The 12,497-nt window shown below is 35.5% G+C and carries 14 protein-coding genes; 1 reads left to right on the plus strand and 13 read right to left on the minus strand.

The annotated features are described in order from the left end of the window. Positions 1–10: 10 nt before the first annotated feature. The 11 genes from glyA to nth form a co-directional block, all read right to left on the minus strand. Positions 11–1,243, minus strand: a complete 1,233-nt coding sequence (gene glyA / locus P6940_RS01350; protein ID WP_277292965.1) for a serine hydroxymethyltransferase — start codon at positions 1,241–1,243, stop codon at positions 11–13. 131 nt (positions 1,244–1,374) lie between these two features. Further along, positions 1,375–1,821: a ribose 5-phosphate isomerase B gene (rpiB, locus tag P6940_RS01355; protein ID WP_038151045.1), complete on the minus strand. Its 447-nt coding sequence runs from the start codon at positions 1,819–1,821 to the stop codon at positions 1,375–1,377. Positions 1,822–1,849: 28 nt separating this feature from the next. Further along, the gene (locus P6940_RS01360) at positions 1,850–2,296 is read right to left on the minus strand and encodes a low molecular weight protein arginine phosphatase (RefSeq protein WP_277293049.1); all 447 of its coding nucleotides are present in this window, start codon (positions 2,294–2,296) and stop codon (positions 1,850–1,852) included. A 219-nt stretch (positions 2,297–2,515) separates the two neighbouring features. Beyond that, positions 2,516–3,562: an L-threonylcarbamoyladenylate synthase gene (locus P6940_RS01365; protein ID WP_277292966.1), complete on the minus strand. Its 1,047-nt coding sequence runs from the start codon at positions 3,560–3,562 to the stop codon at positions 2,516–2,518. Positions 3,563–3,663: 101 nt separating this feature from the next. Beyond that, complete coding sequence (prmC, locus tag P6940_RS01370) at positions 3,664–4,527, minus strand: peptide chain release factor N(5)-glutamine methyltransferase (RefSeq protein ID WP_277292967.1); 864 nt, start codon at positions 4,525–4,527, stop codon at positions 3,664–3,666. After that, positions 4,520–5,605: a peptide chain release factor 1 gene (prfA, locus tag P6940_RS01375; protein ID WP_051212035.1), complete on the minus strand. Its 1,086-nt coding sequence runs from the start codon at positions 5,603–5,605 to the stop codon at positions 4,520–4,522. The genes prmC and prfA overlap by 8 nt, the downstream gene beginning before the upstream one ends. A 20-nt stretch (positions 5,606–5,625) precedes the next feature. Beyond that, positions 5,626–6,501, minus strand: a complete 876-nt coding sequence (locus tag P6940_RS01380; protein WP_038113498.1) for a DUF1385 domain-containing protein — start codon at positions 6,499–6,501, stop codon at positions 5,626–5,628. A gap of 94 nt (positions 6,502–6,595) precedes the next feature. After that, the gene (rpmE, locus tag P6940_RS01385; RefSeq protein WP_028257392.1) at positions 6,596–6,793 is read right to left on the minus strand and encodes a 50S ribosomal protein L31; all 198 of its coding nucleotides are present in this window, start codon (positions 6,791–6,793) and stop codon (positions 6,596–6,598) included. Positions 6,794–6,900: 107 nt separating this feature from the next. After that, the gene (locus tag P6940_RS01390; protein ID WP_277292968.1) at positions 6,901–7,179 is read right to left on the minus strand and encodes a YdbC family protein; all 279 of its coding nucleotides are present in this window, start codon (positions 7,177–7,179) and stop codon (positions 6,901–6,903) included. Between the two features lie 106 nt (positions 7,180–7,285). Further along, complete coding sequence (locus P6940_RS01395) at positions 7,286–8,683, minus strand: hypothetical protein (protein ID WP_038113499.1); 1,398 nt, start codon at positions 8,681–8,683, stop codon at positions 7,286–7,288. A 2-nt stretch (positions 8,684–8,685) separates the two neighbouring features. Then, positions 8,686–9,324 (minus strand): endonuclease III, encoded by a 639-nt coding sequence (gene nth / locus P6940_RS01400; RefSeq protein ID WP_028257394.1) that lies wholly within the window; start codon positions 9,322–9,324, stop codon positions 8,686–8,688. 503 nt (positions 9,325–9,827) lie between these two features. On the opposite strand from nth, the gene P6940_RS01405 reads away from it, so the two are divergent. Next, on the plus strand, positions 9,828–10,055 hold the full coding sequence (locus P6940_RS01405) for a DUF896 domain-containing protein (RefSeq protein ID WP_038113461.1): 228 nt from the start codon (positions 9,828–9,830) through the stop codon (positions 10,053–10,055). Between the two features lie 274 nt (positions 10,056–10,329). Here the strand turns inward: P6940_RS01405 and P6940_RS01410 are convergent, their stop codons facing one another. Then, a complete protein-coding gene (locus P6940_RS01410) occupies positions 10,330–11,580 on the minus strand; it encodes an aminotransferase class I/II-fold pyridoxal phosphate-dependent enzyme (RefSeq protein WP_277292969.1) in 1,251 nt (416 codons plus the stop codon). 290 nt (positions 11,581–11,870) lie between these two features. Further along, on the minus strand, positions 11,871–12,443 hold the full coding sequence (locus tag P6940_RS01415) for an outer membrane beta-barrel protein (RefSeq protein ID WP_277292970.1): 573 nt from the start codon (positions 12,441–12,443) through the stop codon (positions 11,871–11,873). Positions 12,444–12,497 lie beyond the last annotated feature (54 nt).

A 12,497-nucleotide genomic window follows, 5' to 3' on the forward strand; every position in this document is an offset into this window, starting at 1 on the left:
ACGTATAAAATTAATATAAAGGGTATCTTTCACAAAGATTAGATACGCGACGTTTCGCTTCTTCTTGTTTTTCAGTGTCTTCTGGATGTTGTAATACCATAGCTATAATATTAGCTATTTCTTTCATATCCATTTCTTGTAAACCACGAGAAGTTAATGCGGGCGTACCCAATCGGATACCGCTTGTGACAAACGGACTTGCTGGATCAAAAGGAATTGTATTTTTGTTGCAAGTAATATTTACTTCATCTAATATATGTTCCGCTTCTTTACCAGTCAAACCTGTATTGCGCACATCGACTAACATAACATGAGTATCTGTACCCCTAGAGACAATGGTTAAACCATTATCAATTAATTGATTCGCCAAGGCCTGTGCATTTTTTACAACTTGTGTAGCATATTCTTTGAAAGTTGGCTCTAAGGCTTCACCAAAGGCAACAGCTTTAGCTGCAATAACATGCATTAATGGTCCCCCTTGGATGCCAGGGAAAATAGCTTTATCAATAGCTTTTGCATATTTCTCTTTGCACATAATCAACCCACCACGAGGGCCACGTAATGTTTTATGTGTTGTTGTTGTTACCACATCTGCATAGTCTACTGGATTTGGATGCAATCCTGCTGCTACAAGACCAGCAAAATGAGCCATATCTACCATGAAAATAGCACCGACTGTATGTGCAATATCTGCAAATCGTTTAAAATCAATAATCCGCGAATAGGCACTACCGCCAGCGATAATTAACTTAGGCTTACATTCTTCTGCCTTCTTAGCCACCGCATCATAATCAATTCGTTGTGTAGTCGCATCCACCTGATAATCTACCACATTAAAATAGGAACCAGATACATTAACGGGAGATCCATGAGTTAAATGTCCTCCATGCGACAAATTCATGCCCATAATCGTATCACCTGGTTGTAGCAATGCAAAATATACGCCAAAGTTTGCTTGTGAACCTGAGTGTGGCTGTACATTTACATGCTCTGCACCAAACAGTTTCTTAGCTCGTTCAATCGCTAATGTTTCAACCATGTCTACATATTCGCAGCCGCCATAATATCGTTTTCCTGGATATCCTTCCGCATACTTATTGGTTAGTACGCTACCTTGTGCCTCCATGACTGCTTCACTTACAAAATTCTCTGATGCAATCATTTCTAATTTATGACGTTGACGATGTAATTCTAGGTCAATAATCTTAGCAATTTCTGGATCTTGTGTTCTTAACATACTCATATGATAGCCTCTACTTTCTTCTCTCTATGTATATTACCTTATATACGTCAATTATGGCAATATAATTTATAAAAGAATCTTATAAAATCAATCCATTATCTACTCTACTTATATAATAGAATTTCATGCAATTATGACTCATGTTCCTCAAGGGCCATAATCTTTTCTACTCGCCGTAAATGCCTACCACCTTCAAACTCAGTAGTAAGCCAAACATCAACAATATCGACTGCCAATCCTGGTCCAATAATACGCTCACCCATAGTTAAAATATTAGCATCATTGTGTTCTCTTGATGCATGTGCTGAAAATGTATCATGACATAAAGCAGCGCGAATACCTTTTACTTTATTAGCGGCTATGCCAATTCCAATACCAGTACCACAAATTAAAATTCCGCGATCATACTCACCAGATGCCACAGCGTTAGCTACTGGATCGGCTATATCCGGATAGTCAATAGACGCTTCTGAATAGCCCCCAAAATCATAAAAAGGGATGCCTTTTGATTCTAAAAAAGTCATAATGACTTGTTTTAAATGAAATCCACCATGATCACATCCAATGGCAACCTTCATACTATCAACTCCTTATCTATCTGTATCACTATCTTAACGGTTTCATATTCGTAATAGCCTTAGCAATTAACTTTTGAAGTGTTTCTATATCTTTTTTAGCCACTCTATCTATGGATGCCATACACTCCTCAGCGTTCTCTGTACCTGCCCATTCACAAATAGTCTTAATCTTATTTGCCATGAAGATAAACTGTCGCAATAATACACGTTTATCAGTTTCTGTCATAGCAATGACTAAATCGGCCTCATTCATTAGCCCGACGCTAAGCGGTTTTGAGCGATGTGTTGAAAGATCAAATCCCATAGATTGCATCAAGTCTATTACTTTTCCCTTAACTTTAGCACCATTCGCACAAAATAAACCAGCTGAATCAACCACTAAATCTATAGATGATTCTGTAAGAATTGATTCCGTTATGGCTGCTGCTATAGGACTTTGATACGTATTATCCGAGCATACAAATAAAATATTCATCACCTATAACCTCATTACTTATTCTACTCACCGAATAAGTTAGTCCTGACTAGAATTTTGTCTTTTACAAAAACACATTAGTCCAACCAACATAAACTATTATAGCAAAGTATTAGAAATATTCCAATACTTATTTATAGAAATCATACTTTTGTTACTACAGTAGAAGAAGAAAATCTGTATATCAAGCTGTCAACACCATTTCCGACACAATGAGCATTACTTCTTTACTATAACAATACGATGATCACTTGATTTTTCCATGCGATTCATAATCGCCACACCCATTCCCTCAGATTTTACACCTTCTGCGAGTATATGTGTTACCCCTTGTTTGTTAAACTCTAATAATGATGCATATAGCTTATTTGCCAGTGAAGTATCATCTTGATGATGACCATAAATAATACAATGCACCTTAGACACATCAACTATCGTATGTAAAAATTCATATGTTTCTTGGCTAATTAATAGACCAATAGGTCCTGATAATGTTGTCATCATACGAGCCATCTCACGGGCAACCGCTAGAGGATCGCCTACCAGCGTTGTCATTTCTCCATCTGGTGCATAATGTTTATATTTCATACCAGGCGCCTTGGGTACTCCGTTGCCAGTTACCATATGTGTATCATATACTACAGTATCTACTACTTTGTCTAACATATCTTTTGTGATCCCACCAGGGCGTAAAATGGTTACTTTATTGTCATTAACTTCTACTACTGTTGATTCTACGCCAATTTGACAATTTCCTGCATCAACAATAGCATCGATTCGGCCTTTCATATCATGTAGTACTGCTTCTGCTGAAGTAGGACTCGGCCTACCAGATATATTGGCACTTGGTGCCGCAATAGGTACACCAGCAGCCTGCAAAATGGACCGACATAATTCATGATTAGGACAACGCAATGCAACTCGATCTAATCCCCCCGTCGCACGATAATGAACTAGATCAGATTTGGGTAATGTAATCGTTAATGGACCAGGCCAAAATGTTTCCATTAAACGATGGGCAGTTTCTGAAATTTCTCGGACTAACGGTGTAACCGCCTCCATAGATGGTACATGTAAAATTAGTGGATTATCTGAAGGTCTCCCTTTCGCCTGATAAATTTTATCCATCGCTGTTTCATCAAGGCCGTTGGCACCTAGTCCATATACTGTTTCGGTTGGCAATGCAACCACACAGCCATCCCTCAACATTTTACCTATACATTCAATCTCTTTCTCTGTAGGATATTTATATATCTTTGTTTCCATTGTACTTAGTGATAGCCACTTTATATCACTATACTCCTTCCTATAAAATGAAGCAGCATTGACACATCATATACGTTGCACGTAAATGATTGCATATATTCTCATACCTTTTGAAATACTAATACACGAATTACATTCGCCAAATCTCGCACTGTATCTATACACTTATATTGTAGTGCAGATGCAAATAACTGAATAATAGCCTCTTCTTGATGAATACCGATTTCTATAATAAGAAGACCGCCCTGTTGTAAGTAATGATGACTTTCACTTACTAAGATGCGATAAAAATCGAGTCCATCTTCTCCTCCATCAAGTGCCATATGTGGTTCATGGAGTACTTCGCTTGGCAATGTATCCATCTCACCTGTACGAATATAGGGTGGATTAGAAACAATAATATCAAATAGATTCTCTTTCTTTAAGGAAGTAAACATATTAGACTGTATCAACGTAGCTCGTTCTTCTAATTGCAAAGCCTTTCTATTTTGTTTAGCCACATCTAATGCTTTTTCTGATAGTTCTAATCCAATGCCAGTTGCTTGCGGCAAATAGTGTAATAGACTCAACAAAATTGTTCCTGGTCCAGTACATACATCTAACACAGATAGATTAGTTTTTTGTTTACATGACTCTATTGTGTATTCTACTAATGTTTCTGTATCAGGCCGTGGAATTAATACCTCTTCATTTACCATAAATGATAGGCCCATAAATTCCTTATGTCCCACAATAGAGGCCACACTATATCCATTGACTCGTTTAAGCACAAGTGCTTTATACGCACTTAATTCTTCTGTTGTTAAGGGTTGATCATAATGAATATATAAATAAATTCTATCTTTCCCCAATACATGAGAAAGCAGTACCTCCCCATCAAGTCGTGGTGTATCCAACTCCTTGTTATGAAAATACTGCTCTGTCCATTGAAGAATTCGACCGATCGTCCAAATCTCCTTATTCATTTACATTAGCTCCTTGCATTTTAGCCGCCTGGTCAGCTGCAATCAGTGCTTGAATGACTTCATTTAAATCACCATTTAATATGGCATCTAACTTATATAATGTTAAATTAATACGATGATCCGTTACACGCCCTTGTGGATAATTGTATGTGCGAATACGTTCACTACGATCACCCGTGCCAACTTGACTTTTTCGATCCGCAGCTACAGTAGAAGCGGCTTCTTGATCCGCCATGTCTTGAAGTTTTGCCGCTAGTACTTTCATGGCTTTATCTTTATTCTTTAATTGAGATCGTTCATCTTGACACGCTACTACTACTCCAGTTGGTACATGTGTGATCCGTACTGCTGACTCAGTACGGTTAACATGTTGTCCACCAGCGCCACTCGCACAATACGTATCAATTTTTAAATCCGCTGGATTAATTTGAATATCTACTTCTTCTACTTCTGGCAATACTGCTACTGTAACTGTCGATGTATGAATTCTTCCTTGCGATTCAGTATCTGGTACACGTTGCACGCGATGTACACCCGATTCAAATTTCATCTTAGAATATACACTATCTCCATCCACAGAGAATACAACTTCTTTAAACCCACCTAATTCTGGTTCATTAGCATCTAAAATACTACATTTCCAGCCTTGTGATTCTGCATATTTTGTATACATGCGGAACAAATCCCCTGCAAATAATGCCGCTTCGTCGCCACCAGCGCCACCACGAATTTCAATGATAATATTTTTATCATCATTTGGATCTTTCGGTAATAACAAAATATGTAATTTTTCTTCCAGCACTTCTCGTCTTTCTTTTAACGACTTAAGTTCCTCTTGTGCCATTTCACGAAATTCTTCATCCAAGGTTTTATCTTCTACTACTTCTAATGCTTCATCTAATTCATGGAGTACTTTTTTATAGTCTCTAAAAGTATCTACCGTATCTACCAGTGATGCGTGCTGCCGTGTCAATTTTTGCCATTCTTGCTGTTGTGCAATCACAGCTGGATCACTGATTCGTTGTTCTAAATCCATGAATTTATCTTCAATTACTTGTAATTTATCTACCAAAGCCATTTAGTATATCTCCTTCATCATTAATTTGTTTCATATGCCTCTGACTCAGGTGGTCTAACTTCCTGTAATGCACGAATAGCGACTTCAATTTGATCATCTTCTGGTTCTCGAGTCGTCATATATTGTAACCATAACCCAGGAGTAATAATTGTTTGTATCAATGAATTTGTACTTTTCCCGGCTAAACGAATTATTTCATAAGAAACACCAGCTACCACAGGCATTAAAAGCACCCGTGATACAATACGTTCAATTAAATTGGGCCATCCTAAAAAAGCAAATATAAAGATACTCACAATCATAACAATCAGTAAAAAGTTAGTGCCACATCTAGGATGTAAACGAGAGTGGCGTTTTACATTTTCCACATTTAACTCTTCATCAGCTTCATATGTATGAATTGTCTTATGCTCTGCCCCATGATATTGAAATACACGTTTAATATCTGGCGTTAAGCCAATACCCCATATATATAACAAAAATAGAGCTAATCGTATAACTCCCTCTACTAAATTTAATAGCACATGATTGTTTCCCACACCGGGAACATATTTGGCAACAAATGTAGGTAAGGCTAAGAAAAAAATAATCGCAATAACACTTGAAACAATCATAGTCATAGCAATCTCTTTATTGGACATTTCTTCATTTGCTTCACCAGCTGCTTTAGCAGAGAATGCCAAAGCACGCATACCAATAACCAATGATTCTACAAGGGCAACACATCCACGAAGTAATGGTTTTTGTAGAATAGAATATCGATCACTAATCGATGTAGTCGCATATTTATCAATAACAATACTACCACTTGGCTCTCTTACTGCTGTTGCTGTATATCCAGGGCCACGCATCATGACACCTTCAATGACTGCCTGACCACCAACAAATTTTTTCATTTTTTTAGATTTCAAAGGATAACTCCTCTCTCTAAACAAATATAGGCAGAGCCCCAGCTCTGCCATGTCATTTGTATAGTAACATTTCAGTAAATTATTTACCGTAACGTTTGTTAAATTGTTCAATACGACCACGAGCTTGTGCCGCACGTTGTTGCCCTGTGAAGAACGGATGACATTTAGAGCATACGTCAACACGAAGATTACCTTTAACAGATCCAGTTGTAAATGTATTACCACATGCACAACTTACAGTGCATTCTTGGTAATCTGGATGAATACCTTGTTTCATTATATACACCTCTTTTCAGTGACTATTATTATTCTTACAAATTGTATCATAATAGTGGGGTAATTGCAAATTTTTATTACAACATCTTGTATTATCTATGTTTAATTCTATTTTTCTGCAGCTTTAGCGGCTTGACGTTCTGCTATTGATTCATTATACGCTTGTTCTAAATCCACTTTATTTAATAAATCTTTCAGTGCCAACGCTTCTTCTAACGACAAGGTAATTCCCTTAGTCATAGTCGTATAATCACTATTCCAAGACCGCAAATCAAATTTAGGGTTATAGCGTCCCCAACTAATACAAGTTAATTGTTTGCTTTTTCCGTCTTTATCTTCTGATAAAATCCCTAATACTTTATAAATTTCAAAATTTACAACAGCCATATATATTCCTCCATTTTTACACAACCTCTATTATAATACACTATCTATGCCATAATTACCACATAGTAAGTATACTCAATTTATATAATACTACTATAAAAGAAGATTAAGGCAGTATATGTTCGCCTAATTGCTCTAAGATCTGATCATAATTAGTTTCTGCTTTTCTAAGAGTATCTGCATATCTTTTTTCTGCTGTATCAAGGGTCTCAATAATATCATTTTTTTCTGTATCACTAACTCTACGACGACGGCAACTGCTAATTAACTGGCAAAAAGCATCTTCTGATAAAACCATCTCTGCCAATCGCCCCGCTATGTCACGTCCCCGATCACATGTGAAATAAGCAAACCACATATAAGCGATTGCTTGACTAGGGAACATCCAAAATGATACATCTTCTGGCTTTTCATCAGTTAATCCAAAGTTAATAGATAACCCATTACGTTCGCAGGTCAAGTACCATGCGTCTTCTTCTACGAGATGATCTATAATACGTTCTGGCAAACGAGCATCGCGACAGTACAATCCTTCTTGCCCCATGGCTAGGTCATTCGATGTGCCCGGTAAAATAACAGAACATAAGGATAAACCATATCCGACTAACGAGAATACTTCTAATTCTGAAAATACCTCATGGGGTAAGGCAATAAAAGGCGTTGTTCGATACGTGTCATCTATGATTTCACAGATTTCTGCTTTCATTTTTTTGACTTCACTAGGGCCAAATACAAATTCATAAGTTCCAATAGGCGTCCATTCCCGAACTCGCTCTAGTTTTTTTTGTCCTAAAAAGAACTGTAACGCCATTCTATTAAGACCAGTTTGATTTTGAATTGCTGTCAACGGCAAAAATAAATGAGCCGTTCCATATTTAGAAAGATTATTCATACCATTGGCCACTTCTTCCATGATATGTTCTGAATCCTGATACATGCCAACTGTAGCAGTTACTATGTGATCAAAATAGGTGGCACTTGGCCATTCATTTACAATTGTTGCCAACGGATATAATCGACTCAACACACTGTAACACACTTCTGAAGCAGTATATAAAACAACTCGCTTTTTACCAAAGGCTTGTAAAATATCCTCTATTAGGCTCGTATATTCTTCTACATAAGCAAATAAAATAGTAGTATTGGATTCCGCCTTATACTGATTAATATATGCCATTAATGGAGTTTTCCATTGATAGCCTGCATTCATGCCCTCTATAATGCCCGTATCACTAATAAAATCCATCACATCTACAGAAAAAGAGGGGCCATATAGTTTTTCAAATGTATCGATTGCATAGGAAATCTCCCCAAATGATTGTACTGTAGCCTCATGAGCTAAGGAAAATAATTTATCTGCCGTAATCCCCCACTCTTTTGTGGCAGGATGCGATGAAATCATTTGATCGAGCACTCTAAATCGCAAAAGTTCATTCACTATATCTATACCATCAATTCCGTTATCTTGAAATAATGCTATCATCTTTTGATGACTTGTCTTCATAATTACACAACCTTTCCTGCCGAAGGACACAACTTGGCTAATGGACATACATGACACAATGGTTTTCTCGCTTTACAAATTTTTCTACCATGCCAAATAAGCCAGTGGTGGGCTGCAGCCCAGTCTTTCTTAGGAATCGCTTTCTGTAATTTACCCTCCATTTCTAAAGGAGTATTAGCAATTCCTAATTTTAATCGATTAGCCACACGGAATACATGCGTATCAACAGCAATGGCTGGTATTCCCCACAAAACTGATACGACGACATTAGCGGTTTTTCTTCCTACTCCGGGCAACTCTAGTAATGACTCAAAATCAGTTGGTACTTCTCCAGCATATTTATGAACTAATATGTCACATGTACCAATTAAGTTAGCCGCTTTTGCTCGATATAATCCACAATCACGAATTAATACTTCTAATTGTTTTACTCCTAACGCTAACATATCTGCTGGATCACTATATTGAGGGAATAATCGTCTTGTAATAATATTAACACGTTCATCCGTACATTGGGCTGACAATATTACTGCTACCAATAATTCAAAAGGACTATTATATACCAATGCTGGTTTAGCATCCTTATACACTTCTGATAGAATCTTTAACTGTTCTGATTTAATCGCTTTTGTGACTCTCATAGGAGCCTCCTTATGTACTTATCATAATTTTACTACTATTCTTTTAAAATAGTTTATAGTTGCTACCATATAATAACTTTATATCGATATCTCTCATTATATCATATCTAATAATAACAAATCACTTATACACCTCAAACTTTCTCCATTACCTTATCATCAGTAATTATTCCCCATTATAACTTTCATAATCTAAATGCTTTCTAGTGCATCACAACACGCATGAAACATACTATACTAATTATTTCTCCCTAAGGGAGTCATAACACTATCATTCTATATCATTATTTTTATCTATTCATCAAGTACTACTAACAGATATATTAGCTCGCTAGAGTAGATTCATGCTATAATGTATATATTAAAATGAATGTGTACCATAAGAAAGAGAATAACTTTTTGTTATTTTATATAATAATGCCTATGTGACAGCATTCATATGTATTTAACGTGCTTATTCAAAGAAAGGATCTACAATAGATTTCAACTATTGTATATAAACAATGGAAATTAACGAAACAATTAAACGAATCAATGAGTTAGCTAGTAAGAAAAAAAGTGGTCAACCACTAACAGAAGAAGAACTAGCAGAAAAAAAGAAATTATATGATATTTATCTTAAATTTATTCGTGGTCAAGTTACACAAACTCTTGATAAAGTAGAGTTTGTGGACATTGATGAAAATGGTAACCCTATTGATGTAAAGAAACCAGCTCATCCTACTCATTAACATATATATAAATATGATTAACTATGTGTAGACATTATACTTCTAATAAGACTCAAAATATACCAGAACCCATGCCATTTCACTAAGAGCTACACACAAAAAGGCAGCACCCATCTTGGTTGCTGCCTTTTTATAATATATCATTCTATGAATCACTCATAACTAAAATCATACTATGAAAGTACTATAAACTATCCAATAATAAAATACATAGTTTATATAATGCTTGTATAGTAAACTAATTGTAGTGTTGTTCTATATTGAACTATTTATTTTATAAACTATGTAGCTCTTTCATAGTTTCATATATACTCAATGCTAACCCTTTCATTTGTTTTTTGGGAATACTACATGCCGCCACGCGTATTCCTTTCACTAAAGGTATTACATATATATGTTTTTCTTTCAATACATCACAAATCTTTGTAGATTGTGTTGTAGGAATCGTTAAAAAGAATCCTCCCTTATATGGTAATAATGGTAATCCACAAGATTTTGCTTCCTCAACAAAAATAGCCGCTCTTTCATGAATCAATGAATTATATGCTTCTCGTTCTTCTTCGTAGGCAGCAAATTTTTTATCATCACTTACCAAATTAGCAATAGTTCGTTGTGCTGGTCGACATAAATTAGACCATGTAGCACGTGATGTAATTGCATTAATTTCATGAAATTCATCAATCACATCTTGATTAGAGGATATACCAATCATAGCCCCTAACCGTTGTCCATACATAGTAAATCCTTTAGACACACTATAACAAATAACTGTCAAAATTTCTTTTGGCAATTGACTAAATTTTTTAAAGAATTGTCTAACCGCATGTTTTTCGCCTGCATAATCAAGATATGCTACATCAACACCTAATATAATTTTAGTGGTAGTGGAAGCTACTAAACTAGATAAGAACGCTAAAATCTCATCCCAAGATGTATCGCTAATACTAAATCCTGTAGGATTATTACCAGGTGTATTTAATAAAATTAGAAGATTTTCTTGTTCTTTTGATAGATGCATTACTTCTTCTTTAAAAGAATCTATATTAAATTCATTAGTATCAGTTAATAATGTAAATGTAGATAAGATGCGGCCAGAATCCTTACAAATGGTCTTATAATTGCCCCAATACCAGTCAGCAGTCAATACAGTATCGCCCAATGCAGTATAATTATGAACCAAATGATGAATACCACCAGTACCACCAGCAGTTGCTACTGCATCTATATAAGCATCAGGCTTAGCATCTTCAAAACAAGCTTTGTACACTGCGGATAGATACTCAGGTAATCCAGCAATAGGCGCATATGCAATATATTCATTATTCGGTAGATGTAAATATTCTTCTTTTACAGATTGTAAGAACACAATTTGCCCGTCTTCATCCAAAATAGATCCTACCGTACCATTCACTACATGATCTTTTCCATTTAATTTGATATCACTTTGTGCTGCAGAACTAGCTGCAAAAATAACATCATTTTGTTTTTTTCCTCTAGCTTGTTTTGCTGCCATAGTCATTGACATACTCAACACCACCCCATCTTTATAACTCGATACACATCTATCATACACAAAAGTATGCTCTAATACAATAGAAAGCATGTAAGAATTACCTAGTCTTCTTTATGAATTCTGTATACATGTATTCAATATTGAATGTACTAATTGTATAATAATTTCCTACTACACAATCTATACTTACTGCATATCCTATATGCTAATCCCCTATTAGGAACAGCCAAACATTATAAAAAACCGTTATCAAAGGAATATAATCCCTTTAATAACGGTTTTTAAAGTATATATAATTGTAATTAGAATGTATAGCCTATACCTGCATGTAACCCTTTAACCGTAGTATTTTTTTCATTCATGTTATAGTTATCATAACCATAATATACATTTAAATCTACGCCATCAGTCAATGCATAATTAGCACCAATCTGATAGGATTGTTTAATATCGTCGCCTAAGCCAACTTTTGCATATCCATTAATTTTATCAGAAATCGGCATATATCCAATAACACCTGCTTGTATTCCATAGTTATGACTATGAGTATCGATAAGAGTACCAGCACCATAGAAATTAATCATGTCATTATATTTATATACCAACGCTAATTGATGATCTTTAATATTAGTAATGTTTTTATTATTTAATTTACTATACGAATACTGTGCCGCTAATCTATCACTAAATCCATGTTCTAAGGACACACCAAACCCATCTTTATGACCACTGTCCCGTTGTACATGTTGAGCAAAATTATACTCAACATTAATTTTAGATGTATCAGTAGTAATATTAGTAACAGGAGCTGTTTGTGCAAAAGCCAATGCACTTGTCATGGAAAGTATAGCCGTAACTAGTAATGTCTTCTTCATAAAATGTCTCCTTATATATCATAAATTAATATATCAACTGTATAAACTGTTAAT

The organism is Veillonella montpellierensis, assembly GCF_947090115.1.
In the GTDB taxonomy this organism is placed as follows: Bacteria; Bacillota; Negativicutes; order Veillonellales; family Veillonellaceae; genus Veillonella; species Veillonella montpellierensis.

Bases quoted from the DNA above. Each gene is read 5' to 3' on its own strand.
- P6940_RS01395 (WP_038113499.1), bottom strand. From the start codon at position 8,683: ATGAAGACAAGTCATCAAAAGATGATAGCATTATTTCAAGATAACGGA.
- nth (WP_028257394.1), bottom strand. From the start codon at position 9,324: ATGAGAGTCACAAAAGCGATTAAATCAGAACAGTTAAAGATTCTATCA.
- rpiB (WP_038151045.1), bottom strand. From the start codon at position 1,821: ATGAAGGTTGCCATTGGATGTGATCATGGTGGATTTCATTTAAAACAA.
- P6940_RS01410 (WP_277292969.1), bottom strand. From the start codon at position 11,580: ATGTCAATGACTATGGCAGCAAAACAAGCTAGAGGAAAAAAACAAAAT.
- P6940_RS01380 (WP_038113498.1), bottom strand. From the start codon at position 6,501: ATGAAAAAATTTGTTGGTGGTCAGGCAGTCATTGAAGGTGTCATGATG.
- P6940_RS01405 (WP_038113461.1), top strand. From the start codon at position 9,828: ATGGAAATTAACGAAACAATTAAACGAATCAATGAGTTAGCTAGTAAG.
- rpmE (WP_028257392.1), bottom strand. From the start codon at position 6,793: ATGAAACAAGGTATTCATCCAGATTACCAAGAATGCACTGTAAGTTGT.
- P6940_RS01360 (WP_277293049.1), bottom strand. From the start codon at position 2,296: ATGAATATTTTATTTGTATGCTCGGATAATACGTATCAAAGTCCTATA.
- prfA (WP_051212035.1), bottom strand. From the start codon at position 5,605: ATGGCTTTGGTAGATAAATTACAAGTAATTGAAGATAAATTCATGGAT.
- P6940_RS01415 (WP_277292970.1), bottom strand. From the start codon at position 12,443: ATGAAGAAGACATTACTAGTTACGGCTATACTTTCCATGACAAGTGCA.
- glyA (WP_277292965.1), bottom strand. From the start codon at position 1,243: ATGAGTATGTTAAGAACACAAGATCCAGAAATTGCTAAGATTATTGAC.
- prmC (WP_277292967.1), bottom strand. From the start codon at position 4,527: ATGAATAAGGAGATTTGGACGATCGGTCGAATTCTTCAATGGACAGAG.
- P6940_RS01365 (WP_277292966.1), bottom strand. From the start codon at position 3,562: ATGGAAACAAAGATATATAAATATCCTACAGAGAAAGAGATTGAATGT.
- P6940_RS01390 (WP_277292968.1), bottom strand. From the start codon at position 7,179: ATGGCTGTTGTAAATTTTGAAATTTATAAAGTATTAGGGATTTTATCA.